The organism is Rhizobium sp. P28RR-XV, from assembly GCF_012641385.1.
Classification (GTDB): domain Bacteria; phylum Pseudomonadota; class Alphaproteobacteria; order Rhizobiales; family Rhizobiaceae; genus Rhizobium.
This window is the reverse complement of record NZ_JABAIG010000001.1, coordinates 337,862-352,712: the sequence shown is the minus strand read 5'-3', so window position 1 is coordinate 352,712 and position 14,851 is coordinate 337,862. Positions and strand designations below refer to the sequence as shown.

Here is a 14,851-nt window from a genome sequence, read left to right as displayed (position 1 = left end):
TGCGCTAAAGAGACCCCGATCCCTGACCGGCCTTCAAACCTTTTACAGGCAAGGACACTCGAGCGCCCATGACCATTTCCAATTCGATCCAGATCACCCCCGAACTGATTGCCGCCCACGGCCTGAAGCCGGATGAGTATCAGCGCATTCTGGATTTGATCGGCCGCGAGCCTTCCTTCACCGAGCTCGGCATCTTTTCGGCCATGTGGAACGAGCACTGCTCGTACAAGTCCTCCAAGAAGTGGCTGCGCACCCTGCCGACCAAGGGGCCGCGCGTCATCCAGGGGCCGGGCGAGAATGCCGGCGTGGTCGATATCGATGATGGCGATTGCGTCGTCTTCAAGATGGAGAGCCACAACCATCCCTCTTACATCGAGCCCTATCAAGGTGCAGCCACAGGCGTCGGCGGCATCCTTCGCGACGTCTTCACCATGGGTGCACGCCCGGTCGCTGCCATGAACGCCCTGCGTTTCGGCGAACCGGATCATCCGAAGACCCGCCACCTCGTCTCGGGCGTCGTCGCCGGCGTCGGCGGCTATGGCAACTCCTTCGGCGTTCCGACCGTTGGCGGCGAAGTCGAGTTCGATGCGCGCTATAACGGTAATATCCTGGTCAACGCCTTTGCGGCCGGCCTTGCAAAATCCAATGCCATTTTCCTGTCGGAAGCCAAGGGCGTCGGCCTGCCGGTCGTCTATCTCGGCGCCAAGACCGGCCGTGACGGCGTCGGCGGCGCGACCATGGCTTCGGCTGAATTCGACGAATCGATCGAGGAAAAGCGCCCGACCGTTCAGGTCGGCGACCCCTTCACCGAAAAGTGCCTGCTGGAGGCCTGCCTGGAACTGATGCAGACGGGCGCCGTCATCGCCATCCAGGACATGGGTGCCGCCGGCCTCACCTGCTCCGCCGTCGAAATGGGCGCCAAGGGCGACCTCGGCATTGAGCTCGATCTCGACAAGGTGCCGGTACGCGAAGAGCAGATGACGGCCTATGAGATGATGCTGTCCGAGAGCCAGGAGCGCATGCTCATGGTGCTGCAGCCGGAAAAGGAAGCCGTCGCCAAGGCGATCTTCGTCAAGTGGGGTCTGGATTTCGCCATCGTCGGCAAGACGACCGACGATCTCCGCTTCCGCGTCATCCATCAGGGCGAGGAAGTCGCCAACCTGCCGATCAAGGATCTCGGCGATCAGGCTCCGGAATATGATCGCCCCTGGCGGGAATCCGATAAGCGCGCCGCCCTATCCGCCGATCTGGTGGCTGCCCCGGAAGATTACGGTCAGGCGCTGCTGACACTGGTCGGCTCGGCCAATCAGTCCAGCCGTCGCTGGGTCTACGAGCAGTATGACACCCTGATTCAGGGCAATTCGCTGCAGCTTCCAGGCGGCGACGCCGGTGTCGTTCGCGTCGAAGGTCATCCGACCAAGGCGCTGGCCTTCTCGTCCGACGTTACTCCGCGCTATGTCGAAGCCGATCCCTTCGAAGGCGGCAAGCAGGCCGTCGCCGAATGCTGGCGTAACATCACCACAACCGGCGCCGAACCGCTGGCCGCGACCGACAACCTGAATTTCGGCAATCCGGAAAAGCCCGAGATCATGGGTCAGTTGGTCGGCGCGATCAAAGGTATCGGCGAAGCGTGCCGCGCGCTGGATTTCCCGATCGTCTCGGGCAACGTCTCGCTCTACAACGAAACCAATGGCGTCGCGATCCTGCCGACCCCCACCATCGCCGGCGTCGGCCTGCTGCCGGACTGGAAAGCGATGGCCCGCATCGGCTCCGCTTCCGACGGCGACCGTGTGCTGATGATCGGTGTCGACGGCAGCCATCTAGGCTCCTCGATCTATCTGCGCGATATCATCGGCTCGGCCGATGGCCCGGCTCCGGAGGTCGATCTCTTTGCCGAGCGCCGCAACGGCGATTTCGTTCGCTCCGCCATCCGCAACGGCCAGGTTACGGCCTGCCACGACATCTCGTCGGGTGGCCTGGCGTTGGCGCTTGCCGAAATGGCGATGGCGTCCCGCAAGGGTCTGCGCATCGACCTCGCAGAATGCAAGACGCTGGCGCATGCAGCGCTTTTCGGTGAAGATCAGGCCCGCTATGTCATCGCCGTGCCGGCCGATGTCGCCGATTTCGTCTGCATCAATGCGGAAAGCGCCGGCGTGCCGTTCCGCCGCCTCGGAACCGTCGGCGGCGACGCGCTTGCCATCGATGGCCTGTTAACGCTTCCGGTTGAACAGTTGCGCGAGGCGCATGAATCGTGGTTTCCTGCCTTCATGGATGGCGGCTCGCTCGCCGCTGCTGAATAATCGAGGTACCACTCATGCCCATGAACCCCGGCGATATCGAAGACATGATCAAGGCCGGCATTCCCGGCGCCAAGGTGACGATTCGCGACCTGGCCGGGGATGGCGATCACTATGCCGCCGAAGTTGTCGCGGAAGCCTTCCGCGGCAAGAGCCGCGTGCAGCAGCACCAGATGGTCTATGATGCCCTGAAGGGCAATATGGGCGGCGTGCTGCACGCCCTCGCGCTGCAGACCTCAGCGCCCGATTAAGAGCGCCTGCGCTTCTTCGCCGGAGCTGAACGCCAGCTCCGGCAGTTTCTTCGAGGAAAACTCCGCGAAATCCGAGGCCGGCAGCGGACCGGCTGTCATCAGCGTGAAATCGAAGAAGGCTTTCGCATCGGGACCGAGCACATATTGCCGGTGAACCCGCAGGAAATCGCGCTTGATCTTCTTGTAATGCTTCTCCGACAGCATCTGCTTGAAGCGTACGAACAGGATCGACGCCTGCTCGGCATCCGGATGCCCGCAAACAGCGGCGACCTTCGCCTTATAGAAATGAATGGCGTCGGTCAGACAGTGGACGTCGAGCCAGAAAATCTCCTTGCAGCGCGCGATCAACCCGACACGCGAACGCAGCACGGATGCCGGCCGCATGAGGGCGCATTGCAGGATGGCGCTGCCAACCGTCATGAACACCACGCGCTTGCCCTGCAGCAGTTCCGGCTCCCGCTCGAGCAGCAGGCCGATCACATGAGTCGCGACGGACGAGCCCATGCTATGCGAGGAAATGACGATTTCATCGATTTCAGCCTCGTCCAGGGCCTGACGTACGCTGATCGCGCTCGCCTCCAGCCATTGTCTGGCGCCGAGCCCATTCAGTCCCGCCATCGCCAATGCCATTTCCCAGTCGGAGAAAAGATGCAGGGTATGCAGCTTCTCCGCCTGTGGCAGGAAGACATAGACGAAGAACGCAACAGCCAGCGCAATGCTGCCGATATGGCTCCAGGCCGGCAGCCCGAATACGAACGGCGTGAAGGCGATGGAAAGACTGATCAACAGCCCCGCAAGCATCAGCAGAAAGGGAAAGACAAAGAACAGGCCGAAACGCCAGGCGTGACGGAAATAGCCGACCATCCCGCCAGAAGCGGCAACCCGTGCGGCGGCAAGATATCCCTGCATGAGCCGCGTAAAGAACGGCCTGCCATTCAAGACCGAGACCAGATCGTTGTGATCGACGATATGAATGCGGCTCTGCGTGCGCCAATCCTCAGCCGTCGTGGTCACATCGAAATAGGGTGCCCGACCGAAATTCTTCAGCTCGTCGACGGAGACCGAAAAATCCCACACAGCAGCGCTTTGCCGCGCCGAACGCTCGTAGCGAGCCCGATGCGCCGCCGCATCCAACGGCTCGAAACCAGGGAAGTGGAGAACCACCCTCTTCTTGATATTATCCATATGGCAGTCTGTCCCTGGGCACACAAGCAGCATCGAAAACACTGGAAATCGCCAAAACCACGGGCTGCGGGCTTTTTCATGGCGACGCCCACAATTCATCTGAACATAAAAAGATTGAAATCAAGTGTTTACGATCGTGGTCGTCGGCGGAAAGGAAAATGCTCATAGGCGCCATCAGACTTGCCGCCGCACCACACGGTGACACGTCAGCATTCACGGCCGGGATAGGGAGAACTATCGGCACAGGGGTCCGCCGGCGGCGCGATCATGATTTTTTGGACGATGGGCGGCACCGTTGGTTGCGGCGTCGGAGCTGTCGATGCGCGGTAACCGAAAGCGATGCTCAAAACAAGCACGATGGCGCAAACGGTCACGGCGCTGTTCAGAATGGAAGCCCTTGGCGTGCGCACATGCTCATAATATTCCCGCTCGCCCTCGCTTGTTTCCTCCGAACTGTAAAATTCCCGCTCTTCACCAACCTGCCCGTCGGAATAGTGATGGTGGCTCATGGTGTCCGCTCCCTCAAAATACGAATGCAATGCCGACAAGGGACCGATACGCGCCAAATCGCATCAATCGACAAAACTCTAACAAACATACCGGCCGTTTGTAAATTAAGTAGCGGCCTAATATTAACTATCCCTTGCTTCGATTTTCATTTGTGTTGTTCAGGCACGGAGTTGAAGAGGCGTTTTCAAAACGCACTGTTCAGGAAAAATTGCCAATGAGCGGTTTCAGCCATCTTTCTTAACCGCTGATGCCGGAAATCCATTCATGCGATGAAAAAGGCGAAGCATACGTTTTGCCGCTGGAAATCGCGCCTGTCGCTTGCTATTTAAGGAACAGATTTAACGCTGCGGACCTTGACCCCGCATGTGAAAGGAACTGGACAATGAGCGGCATGCACGAATTCATCGACAACGAAGTCAAGAACAACGACGTCGTTCTTTTCATGAAGGGCACGCCCCAGTTCCCGCAGTGTGGCTTCTCCGGCCAGGTGGTCCAGATTCTCGATTATATCGGCGTCGACTATAAGGGCATCAATGTCCTTGCCGATGCCGAGATTCGTCAGGGCATCAAGGACTATTCCAACTGGCCGACCATTCCGCAGCTCTATGTAAAGGGCGAGTTCATCGGCGGCTGTGACATCGTACGCGAAATGTTCCAGGCCGGCGAGTTGCAGCAACACCTCCAGGAACACGGCATCAGCGTTCGCGGCGCCGCCTGACCGGGCACCGGGCTCCTCGTCCGGTTTCCATAGTTCAATTTGATCGAAAGGCGCTGCCACCGGGCGGCGCCTTGACATGTTTATGGGAATAAAACCGTGACGACTACATCCCAGGCTATGTCCCATGGGCAGCTGCCCATGGGCAAACGCGAGTTCATCGCACTCGCCGCCTTCCTGATGGCGATCAACTCGCTCGCGATCGACATCATGCTTCCCGCCTTGCAGCAGATCGGCTCCAGCCTCGGCGTGATGAACGAGAATCACCGCCAGTATGTGGTGACGGCCTATCTCATCGGCTTCGGCTCGGCACAGCTCATCTACGGTCCCCTGTCGGATCGCTTCGGTCGCCGCCTGCCCCTGCTGATCGGCATTACCGTCTACGTCATCTCCGCCTTCGGCATTGCCCTTATTCCGTCCTTTGCCGGCCTGCTTCTCCTTCGCTTCATCCAGGGTCTCGGATCGGCGGCGACACGTGTTATCACCATTTCGATCGTCCGCGATGTCTTCGGCGGTCGCCTGATGGCCGAGGTCATGTCGCTGATCATGATGGTCTTCATGATCGTGCCCGTCATCGCGCCCGGAAGCGGCCAGATCATCCTACTGATTAGCACCTGGCACATGATCTTCGTCTTCATCGGCACCATGGCAACGCTCGTGGGTCTCTGGATGTACTTCCGGCTTCCCGAAACGCTGAAGCCGGAAAACGTGCGGCCTCTGACGGTCAAATCCGTCGCGGCGGGTTTTCGCATCGTCCTGACGAACCGGGTGGCGCTCTGTTACACCCTTGCCAGCACGTTCCTGTTCGGGGCGCTGTTCGGCTTCATCAACTCGGCCCAGCAGATCTACAGCGGCATTTACAGGCTTGGCGTCTATACACCCGTCGCCTTTGGTGGCGTGGCGCTGTTCATGGCCTTGTCGTCCTTCATCAATTCGCAGCTCGTCGGCCGCTTCGGCATGCGGCGGCTGTCGCATGCGGCGCTGCTCGGCTTCTCCATCGTAACCTTCATCTGGATGATCGTGCAGCTTTACGGCCCAGCGCCGATGCCCTTCCCGCTCTTCATGATCTTTTTCGCGCTGGCGATGTTCCAGTTCGGCTGGATCGGCTCCAATTTCAACTCGCTCGCGATGGAGCCGCTCGGCCATGTCGCCGGAACCGCCTCCTCGGTGCTCGGCTTCATGAGCACGGTCGGCGGCGCGTCGATCGGCGCCGGCATCGGCCAGTATTTCAACGGCACGGCAACGCCGATGGTGATCGGCTATTTTACCGTCTCGCTGATCGGTTTGATGTTCGTGCTGATTGCCGAAAAGGGCCGCCTCTTCCGCCCGCACAACGCGCCGCCGCCAGCCGACCAGTCCCTCGCTTTGCATTGACAGGCATATTCAAATGACAACCGCGCCTCAGTCTCAATCGCCGGAACAGTCCGGCTCCAACCGCATCGGCCTCGGCATCGTGGAATTCATCCTCATGATCGCCCTGATGACGGCCAGCATCTCCATGGGCATCGACAGCATGCTGCCGGCGCTGCCGAACATCGGGCAATCGCTTCATGTTGCCAACCCGAATGACACGCAGCTCGTCATCGGCGTCTACTTTCTTGGCTTCGGCATCTGCCAGCTCTTCTTTGGCAGCCTGTCGGACACCTATGGCCGCCGGCACATCCTGCTCGGCGGCCTCGCCTTCTACACGGTGACGCTGTTTGCGGCGGCCTGGAGCGGCAATCTTTTCGCGCTGCTGGTCTTGCGCTTCGCCCAGGGTGTCGGCGCCGCGGCCGTGCGCATCACGACGCTTGCCATCGTGCGCGACTGCTTCGGCGGGCGCGAAATGGCGCGCGTCATGTCCTATGTCATGATCGTCTTCATGATCATGCCGATGGTTGCACCCTTTGTCGGCCAGATGATCGTTGCCTATTCAAACTGGCAATGGATCTTCATCCTGCTCGGCATCGCCAGCGCCGGCCTGTTCCTGGTCGGGTTCTTCCGCATGAAGGAAACGCTTCCCGCCGAGGAACGCCTGCCGCTTTCGGTCGCCTCCGTCCTCTCCGGCTTCAAAACCGTGCTGACCAACCGCATCACCTGCGGCTACATGATCGGCCTAACGCTCTATACCGGCGTCATCTGCGCCTACATTGTCTCGGTGCAGCAGGTTTTCGGCGAAGTCTACGGCCTTGGGGACACGTTTCCGATCGCCTTTGCGGCTACGGCAGCAGGTACCGCGGTAGCGCAGTTCGCCAATGGTTATTTTGTCCGCAGCTTCGGCATGCGCCGTATTTCTCATGCCGCCATGATCGTTTTCGCCGTCCTGGGCGCTATCGGCTACGTAGTCGGCATGTTCGGTCAGCCAAGCTTCACCTTCATCTATATCCTGATTTCCGTAATGCTGATGATGTTCGCCGTCATCACCACCAACTGCATGGCGATCAGCCTCGAGCCGATGGGACATCTGGCGGGCACGGCAGCCGCCATCACCAGCTCGATCTCCACGACGGTCGGCGTCCTGCTCGGCGGCATCGTCGGCCAGATGTTCGATGGCACCGCGCAGCCGCTGCTTGCCGGCTTCACGGTATTCGGTGTGCTGTCGATCTTGGCGACGTTGTGGGCGGAACGCGGCAAGCTCTTCACCCATCCCGGCGATACGCCGGCGCTGGAACCGGGCATGGGGCACGTCTGAACGACATGCCTTCCTTATGCGCCGCTGCGAGGCCGGCTGACCCAACGCACCGCAGCGGCAATAGCAAGCCCGAAAAGCGGCCACATCGCCCAGGGCGTTCCGTGCCAGGTGAAAAAATTGATGGCGACGATGCCGATGCCGGTGATGACAAGGCTGGCAATCGCCATATCGATCTGTCTGTTGCTGCGAACGTAGCGGAACGCCGCAAACCATAGAATAGCGAGTATGGGCCATTTGGCCCAGAACTCGCCGTGCCAAGTCAGCCCGTTGAGTATGGCGAGACCGATGCAGACGACGAACATCCCGCCATAGCTCCGCCGCCAGTCTTGCAGCGCGGGTTCCTGCATAACCGCTTCGGGCGCCCGCGCAGGAGGCGGCTCCGGAGTCGAGCGATAGTCGGATGTGGTGTCGACGACCTGCACGCCGCCGATCCTCACCGCGTAGCTCGGCACACCGCCCTCGATGTTCTTGACGTCGAGCTGACCGAGAAAATCGAAGCCGACCGCCACCTTGTTGCGCACCTGATCGTAGACCGTGTTGGAGATGACGATACCGCCCGGAACAGCACGCGACTGCAGCCGGGCGGCGATATTGACGCCGTCGCCATAGAGATCGTCGCCATCGGCGATCACGTCGCCGAGATTGAGCCCGATGCGGAAAAGCATCTGCTTGTCCGGATCGCTTGCGGCATTGTAACCGGCTAGCTCATTCTGCGTATCAATTGCCGCGCGCAATGCTTCGACAACACTGGGAAATTCGGCAAAGACGCCGTCGCCCCAGGTATTGATCACCCGGCCGCCATGCGCCTCGATCAGCCTTTTCATCGCCTCGCGGTAACGGCGAAGGGTCGAAAGCGTCCCCTCCTCGTCTTTCCCCATCAGGCGCGAGTAATCCTGCACGTCGGCGCAGAAGATGGTGGTCAGCTTGCGGCTCGTCTCGGACATTCGTCTTCATCCTCGCGGCAAGCGCCGACCAAGGCTCTTGCCTGTTGCAGCAAAGATAGCCTTCCAGGTGCCACTTTCCAAGTGGGGCATTCTCGGCAATCGACCCGCTTAGACGGTGAAGACCTCACGCCGCAGCAATTCCCACGTATCCTTGTCCACCGCAACCAGCAGCCCGCCATCGAGGTGATGCGGCAGATAGTGCGATCCGTCGAAACGGCGGACATAGGCGCCCGCTTCCTGGGAGATCAGCGATCCCGCCAAATGATCCCAGGGCATCAGCTTGTTGTACATGAGATAGTGCACATAGCCGCCGGCAAGCGTGCGATACTCATGCGCCGCACATCGATAGCAAGTCGTGTAGCGCACCTTGGCAAGATTACCCATGATCTCGGCGCGCTTTTCCTTGGGCAGGAAGCCGGTGGCCGCCATGCCGACCATCTCTTCCATTGCGACCGGTTGGGCCGTGTTCAGACGCAGCATCTCTCCATCAGGCCGGCGCAGCCACGCACCGCTGCCGCGCTCCGCCATCACCCAATCGTCGCCCATCGGATCGAAGATGATGCCGGCGATCGTTTCCCCCTTGGAAACGACCGAAGCCATGACGCCGAAGGCCGGAATGCCGGCTGCGAAATTGAACGTGCCGTCGACCGGATCGACGATGATGGCGAGATCGGCATCCGCCAGCTTCTCAAGCAGCGCCGGGTCCGCCGCGACCGATTCCTCGCCGACGAACAGCGCCTCTGGCCACAGCCGCGAAACCTCGGCCCTTATCATTTGCTCGGCACGCTCGTCGGCTTCCGTCACCAGATCGGTCGCCTCGCTCTTGGCGCGGATATCGTCGCTGCCAAGCCTGCGGAAACGCGGCAGTATCTCCGTCTGTGCCGCGCGGCGCAGCACGTGAGCAAGAGTGGTAACGTCAACGAGCGATGTCATGCTTTATCCTTTCTGTCAGGCGCCGATGATGTCGCGGCGGATCGCCCACCAGCTTTCCTCATCCGGCGCGGAAATAATGCCGCCTGTCGTTTCGCCGGGCCTGTAGGGCGTGCCATCGAATTTGGCGGTATGGCCGCCGGCCTCCTGGTGGGCCAGCGCGCCGGCAAGATGATCCCACGGCATCAGCTTGGAATGGCCGATGAAATGCCATTTGCCTGATGCCACCATCCAATATTCGTAAGCCGAGCAATTCAGCGAGAATGCCATGCGGGTCTTCGACAGATTGGCGCTGATGCGGGACCTGTCCGGCTCCTCCATATGTCCCCAGGATATGGCGCCCGTCATGGCGCTCAAAGGAGCGGGGGCGGCAACGGAAAGCCGCCTTTCCTGTCCCATCCGCCGGCGCAGGAAAGTACCCGAACCCTTCATGGCGGTAACAGTGTCGCCCAGCACAGGATCATGGATGATGCTGCCGATGGTCTCACCATTGGCGACAACAGCCAATATTGTGCCGAATACCGGCAGGCCGGCAGCGAAATTGAAGGTTCCATCCACCGGATCGATGGCGAAGGCCAGCTCCGCATGCGCGAGAGCGGGCACGACCGACTTGTCGGCCTCATAGGCCTCCTCGCCCACGATAAGGGCAGCCGGGAAACGCGCCTTCAGCGCCGCGGTGATATGTTTTTCGGCCAGCAGATCGGCCTCGGTCACAAGATCTATGGCCGAGGTCTTTTCCGATATGTCGCCTGCGGCCAGGTTGCGGAAGCGCGGGAGGATTTCCTGCGCCGCCGCTTCAGCAACGATCGTCATCAGGTGGTCAAAATCTGTATCGGAGAACGTCATCGGAGGCCTTTGCTCTGGAAGGGCCTCCTCTTATGCCCGATTCGATGACGGTGGTGTGGCAAAACCAATTAATCTCAGTCGGTTCGTCCTATCGAGACCCGCCAGTCATCAAACCAGCGAAATCAAAGAGTTTCGGGTCGAGCAGATGAGACGGATTCACATGCGCCAGCGCACGCAGCATCGTATCCTTGCGGCCCGGCATGCGCCGCTCGATATCGGCAAGCATGTCCTTCATGGCATTGCGCTGCAGTCCATCCTGCGAGCCGCAGAGATCGCAGGGAATGATCGGAAACTGCATCGCCGCGGCGAACTTGGCGAGGTCGTCCTCAGCCGCATAGGCGAGCGGCCGCAACAGCATCAGATCGCCTTCGTCATTGAGAAGCTTTGCCGGCATGGAAGCCAGCCGGCCCCCATGGAAGAAGTTCATGAAGAAGGTTTCGAGAATATCCTCGCGGTGATGGCCAAGCACCAGCGCATCGCAACCCTCCTCGCGGGCGATGCGGTAGAGATTGCCGCGGCGCAGGCGCGAACAGAGCGAACAATAGGTGGCGCCCTCCGGCACCTTCTCCTTCACGATCGAGTAGGTGTCGCGATACTCGATGCGATGCTCGACACCGATCTTTGTCAGATATTCGGGCAGAATATGCTTCGGGAAATTCGGCTGGCCCTGATCGAGATTGCAGGCGATCAGCTCCACCGGCAGCAGACCGCGCCATTTCAGATCGAGCAGCAGCGCCAAAAGACCATAGGAATCCTTGCCGCCCGACAGGCCGACGAGCCAGCGCTTCTGACCCTTCAGCATCTGGAAATCATCCATTGCCTGACGCACCTGCCGCAACAGGCGCTTGCGCAGCTTGTTGAAGGAAACCGATCGCGGCGCATCGAGGAACATCGGATGCACGCCGGGGCCACCGTCCTCCGCCTCGATATCGATTTCGTCCGTGACAACAGTCGCGATATTCATTCCGTCATTCCTTGCGTCTCGCCACGCTGATAGCAGAAAGCGGCACGAGAAGACATGGGTATCAATCGCCGAACACGGACCAGCCCGTGCGCGCTGCCAGCATTTCCAGCGCCACCGCGCCAAGCTGCGAATTGCCGACCTTGTTTAGCCCCGGTGACCAGACGGCGATCGAGCCGATGCCCGGCGCCACTGCCAGAATACCGCCGCCGACACCGCTCTTGCCCGGCAGGCCGACATGATAGGCGAAGTCGCCGGAGCCGTCGTAATGACCGCAGGTCAGCATCAGCGCATTGATGCGCCGCGCCCGCTTCGGCGAGACGACGGAATGCCCGGTGATCGGGTTGCTGCCGCGTGCGGCGAGATAGAGCCCCGCCTTGGCAAGCTGCTGGCAGCTCATCGAAAGCGCGCATTGATGGAAATAGACGCCGAGCACATGCTCGACCGGATGGTGGAGATTGCCATAGGCGCGCATGAAATTGGCGAGCGCTAAATTGCGATAGCCTGTCTGCGTCTCCGAACGCGCGACCTTGTCGTCGATACTGATCGCTTCGTCGTCGGCGACATAGCGCACGAAGCGCAACAGCTCGCCGATCGCCTCGCGCGGCTCGTGCCCCGCCAGAACGATATCGCTGATGGCGATAGCACCCGCGTTGATGAAGGGATTGCGCGGAATGCCCTCTTCGCGCTCCAGCTGGACGATGGAGTTGAAGGCCGTGCCGGACGGTTCGCGTCCTACACGCTTCCAGAGGCTTTCCCCGACCTTGCCGAGCGCCAAGGTCAGCATGAAGACCTTGGAGATACTCTGGATGGAGAAGGAAACGCCGGCGTCGCCGATACTGTAGACGTCACCGTCAACCGTAGCGATCGCCATGCCGAATTGTTTCGGATCGATCTTTGCCAGTTCCGGAATATAATCGGCAACCTTGCCCTCGCCGATGCGCGGCGAAAGCTCAGCATGAATGCCGTCGAGAATAGCCTGCAAATCCGTCATGAGGCGCTCCAAAGACAAAAAAGCCGCTCGAACCGAGCGGCTTTTTCATTCATCAAGAAAGTTATCCGCTTATTAACGCGAATAGAATTCGACGACCAGCTGCGGTTCCATGACGACGGCGTAAGGCACGTCGGCAAGCGTCGGAACGCGAGCGAAGGTCGCAACCATCTTGTTGTGATCGGCTTCGATGTAGTCCGGAACGTCACGCTCAGCGAGACCAACCGATTCCAGGACGATCACGAGCTGCTTCGACTTTTCGCGAACTTCGATGACGTCGCCAGCCTTACAGCGGTAGGAACCGATGTTGACGCGAACGCCGTTTACCGTGACGTGGCCATGGTTGACGAACTGACGGGCAGCGAAGACGGTCGGAACGAACTTGGCGCGGTAAACGATCGCGTCGAGGCGCGATTCGAGCAGGCCGATCAGGTTCTCCGAGGTATCGCCCTTGCGGCGGTTAGCTTCGTCGAAGGTGGCGCGGAACTGCTTTTCACGCAGGTCGCCGTAGTAGCCCTTCAGCTTCTGCTTGGCGCGCAACTGCACGCCGAAGTCGGAAAGCTTGCCCTTGCGGCGCTGGCCATGCTGGCCCGGGCCGTATTCGCGACGGTTTACCGGGGACTTCGGACGACCCCAGATGTTCTCGCCCATGCGGCGGTCAATTTTGTACTTGGACGATTCGCGCTTGCTCATCGCATTTCCTTTCAAACTGTTATGCGGCCCGTTGCCGAACCGCGAAGGAAACACGCCCTCCTCTGAACTCCGTTTTCGAGCTCTGACAGGCTTCTCACATTAGCGAATGGAGGAGCCACGGGACATGTCAAATGAAACACCGGACATTTCTGCCCGGCGTTGGGGCGGTCTCTAAGGGGTCGTCATGAAAATGTCAACAGCGCCGGACGCGCTTTGCAGAGAATACGACAGCTATTCCGCCGCCGCCTGCTCGCCGCCGTCCAGATCAGGCGCATTGGCATCGCCGGGCGCGGTCTGTGAACCCATATCCGGGAAGGCAACGATACGCTTGCCGGAGAAATCCGTGTGGACGACGACGCTGCCCTGTTCCTCGAAATAGCTGAGGAGACGCCGGGCGCGGCGCGCCGAATGCGTGCCGTAGGCACGGGCGATGCGGGCATCAGATGGGCACGGCTCACCGCTGATGGCGGCCTTGGCCAGCATCAGGAAGACGCCCTGCAGGTCGTCTGTGACGCTGGAGGAGAGCACGAGCGCCGTTGTCCACTGATCGGTCGCCATGACCTCCTCATCCGCGCCAGAGCGGGCAATCGCCACGCGGCGGCGAAACTCCGACAGGCTCATGGGCGCGCCGGGAACGCGGCGCATGCGCAACCGCACGAGAAATTCCTGGTAGAGCACAGCATCCGTGCGGAATCCCGAGGCCGGATCGTCGAGGATTTCGGAGAGGACGGCGCTCACCCTCGCCTCGCGATCCTCGCTCGATAGTTCCGGTTGGCTGACCTTCGGCTCCGCGGGCGCCGGGCTTGCCGTCGGCACGGAACGGGAAAGCTCAGCCAGAATATCGGTCGTCGGGCGCGGTGCCGGCGTGGTGCGGCGAACAACGGCGCGCGTAAACTCTTCCGGATCCGGCGTGAAGATCAGATCTTCGACATCCTGCGGCGCATCCGGCAGCGGCATCAGCTTCGGGCTGGAGGAACGCGCCGAGGTCTCCACCGTGCCGATGGTGATCGGCAGCGGCCGGCGCGAGAGTGCCGGCCCGAGCGCGACGAAATTGCCGCGCTTCAGGTCGCGGAACATTTCCGCCTGCCTGCGATCCATGCCGAGGAGGTCGGCGGCGCGGGCCATGTCGATATCGAGGAAGGTGCGGCCCATGAGGAAGTTGGAGGCCTCGGCCGCAACGTTCTTGGCGAGCTTCGCCAGACGCTGCGTGGCGATGACGCCGGCAAGACCGCGCTTTCGTCCGCGGCACATCAGATTGGTCATGGCCCCGAGCGACATCTTGCGCGCATCTTCCGAGACGTCGCCACCGACCGACGGCGCAAACATCTGCGCCTCGTCGACCACGACCAGAACCGGATACCAGAATTCACGATCGGCATCGAACATGCCGTTCAGGAAGGCGGCGGCAGCGCGCATCTGCTGCTCGATATCGAGCCCTTCCAACGTCAGAACGCAGGAGACGCGATGCTGGCGGATGCGGTTGGCGATACCGGCAAGCTCGGCTTCCGTGCGCTCACCGTCTACGACCACATGCCCGAACTTGTCGGCCAGCGTGACGAAATCGCCCTCGGGATCGATGATGACCTGCTGCACCCATTGCGCGGATTGCTCCAGCAGCCGTCGCAACAGATGCGATTTTCCGGAGCCGGAATTGCCCTGCACCAGGAGACGCGTCGCCAGCAGCTCCTCGATATCGAGCTGGGCGCTGGTCCCGCCGGACGCCGTTCCCATGTCGATGCCGACCTGCAATGCACTTCCCCTGTCTTCTAGAATCAAACGCGGATTCGTCCCATCTTTTCTGAAAGGACGTGCCTCCGTCTAGCAAAGATTTCTAAGCTTCGCGCCCGTGGATTGCAA

The 14,851-nt window shown here is 60.7% G+C and carries 14 protein-coding genes; 5 read left to right on the top strand and 9 right to left on the bottom strand.

The annotated features are described in order from the left end of the window. Positions 1–68 precede the first annotated feature (68 nt). Positions 69–2,300 carry a phosphoribosylformylglycinamidine synthase subunit PurL gene (gene purL / locus HGP12_RS01655; RefSeq protein ID WP_168838814.1) on the top strand — a complete coding sequence of 744 codons (2,232 nt, stop codon included), beginning with the start codon at positions 69–71 and terminating at the stop codon, positions 2,298–2,300. A gap of 14 nt (positions 2,301–2,314) precedes the next feature. Beyond that, positions 2,315–2,548, top strand: coding sequence for a BolA family protein (locus HGP12_RS01650; RefSeq protein ID WP_004108912.1), 234 nt, complete (start codon positions 2,315–2,317; stop codon positions 2,546–2,548). Here HGP12_RS01650 and HGP12_RS01645 read toward each other — a convergent pair. Together HGP12_RS01645 and HGP12_RS01640 are read right to left on the bottom strand one after the other, a co-directional pair. Then, the gene (locus HGP12_RS01645; protein WP_168838813.1) at positions 2,534–3,733 is read right to left on the bottom strand and encodes a hypothetical protein; all 1,200 of its coding nucleotides are present in this window, start codon (positions 3,731–3,733) and stop codon (positions 2,534–2,536) included. The two genes, HGP12_RS01650 and HGP12_RS01645, sit on opposite strands and share 15 nt — an antisense overlap. Positions 3,734–3,939: 206 nt before the next feature. Further along, positions 3,940–4,242 (bottom strand): hypothetical protein, encoded by a 303-nt coding sequence (locus HGP12_RS01640; RefSeq protein WP_168838812.1) that lies wholly within the window; start codon positions 4,240–4,242, stop codon positions 3,940–3,942. A 383-nt stretch (positions 4,243–4,625) separates the two neighbouring features. Between HGP12_RS01640 and grxD the strand changes: the two genes are divergently transcribed. The 3 genes from grxD (at position 4,626) to HGP12_RS01625 (ending at position 7,629) form a co-directional block, all read left to right on the top strand. Continuing rightward, positions 4,626–4,961, top strand: a complete 336-nt coding sequence (grxD, locus tag HGP12_RS01635) for a Grx4 family monothiol glutaredoxin (protein WP_168838811.1) — start codon at positions 4,626–4,628, stop codon at positions 4,959–4,961. Positions 4,962–5,099: 138 nt separating this feature from the next. Then, positions 5,100–6,332, top strand: coding sequence for a multidrug effflux MFS transporter (locus HGP12_RS01630; RefSeq protein ID WP_168839165.1), 1,233 nt, complete (start codon positions 5,100–5,102; stop codon positions 6,330–6,332). A 13-nt stretch (positions 6,333–6,345) separates the two neighbouring features. Further along, the gene (locus HGP12_RS01625; protein WP_168838810.1) at positions 6,346–7,629 is read left to right on the top strand and encodes a multidrug effflux MFS transporter; all 1,284 of its coding nucleotides are present in this window, start codon (positions 6,346–6,348) and stop codon (positions 7,627–7,629) included. A 14-nt stretch (positions 7,630–7,643) separates the two neighbouring features. Here the strand turns inward: HGP12_RS01625 and HGP12_RS01620 are convergent, their stop codons facing one another. The 7 genes from HGP12_RS01620 to HGP12_RS01590 form a co-directional block, all read right to left on the bottom strand. Next, the gene (locus HGP12_RS01620; RefSeq protein WP_168838809.1) at positions 7,644–8,573 is read right to left on the bottom strand and encodes an adenylate/guanylate cyclase domain-containing protein; all 930 of its coding nucleotides are present in this window, start codon (positions 8,571–8,573) and stop codon (positions 7,644–7,646) included. 108 nt (positions 8,574–8,681) lie between these two features. Continuing rightward, the gene (locus HGP12_RS01615) at positions 8,682–9,506 is read right to left on the bottom strand and encodes an inositol monophosphatase family protein (RefSeq protein ID WP_168838808.1); all 825 of its coding nucleotides are present in this window, start codon (positions 9,504–9,506) and stop codon (positions 8,682–8,684) included. A gap of 15 nt (positions 9,507–9,521) precedes the next feature. Next, positions 9,522–10,349: an inositol monophosphatase family protein gene (locus HGP12_RS01610; RefSeq protein WP_168838807.1), complete on the bottom strand. Its 828-nt coding sequence runs from the start codon at positions 10,347–10,349 to the stop codon at positions 9,522–9,524. Positions 10,350–10,437: 88 nt separating this feature from the next. Beyond that, complete coding sequence (gene ttcA, locus HGP12_RS01605; RefSeq protein ID WP_168838806.1) at positions 10,438–11,313, bottom strand: tRNA 2-thiocytidine(32) synthetase TtcA; 876 nt, start codon at positions 11,311–11,313, stop codon at positions 10,438–10,440. Between the two features lie 61 nt (positions 11,314–11,374). Further along, positions 11,375–12,304 (bottom strand): glutaminase, encoded by a 930-nt coding sequence (locus HGP12_RS01600; protein ID WP_168838805.1) that lies wholly within the window; start codon positions 12,302–12,304, stop codon positions 11,375–11,377. A 72-nt stretch (positions 12,305–12,376) separates the two neighbouring features. Further along, on the bottom strand, positions 12,377–12,994 hold the full coding sequence (rpsD, locus tag HGP12_RS01595) for a 30S ribosomal protein S4 (protein WP_149636283.1): 618 nt from the start codon (positions 12,992–12,994) through the stop codon (positions 12,377–12,379). A 231-nt stretch (positions 12,995–13,225) separates the two neighbouring features. Further along, complete coding sequence (locus tag HGP12_RS01590) at positions 13,226–14,743, bottom strand: ATP-binding protein (RefSeq protein ID WP_168839164.1); 1,518 nt, start codon at positions 14,741–14,743, stop codon at positions 13,226–13,228. Positions 14,744–14,851 lie beyond the last annotated feature (108 nt).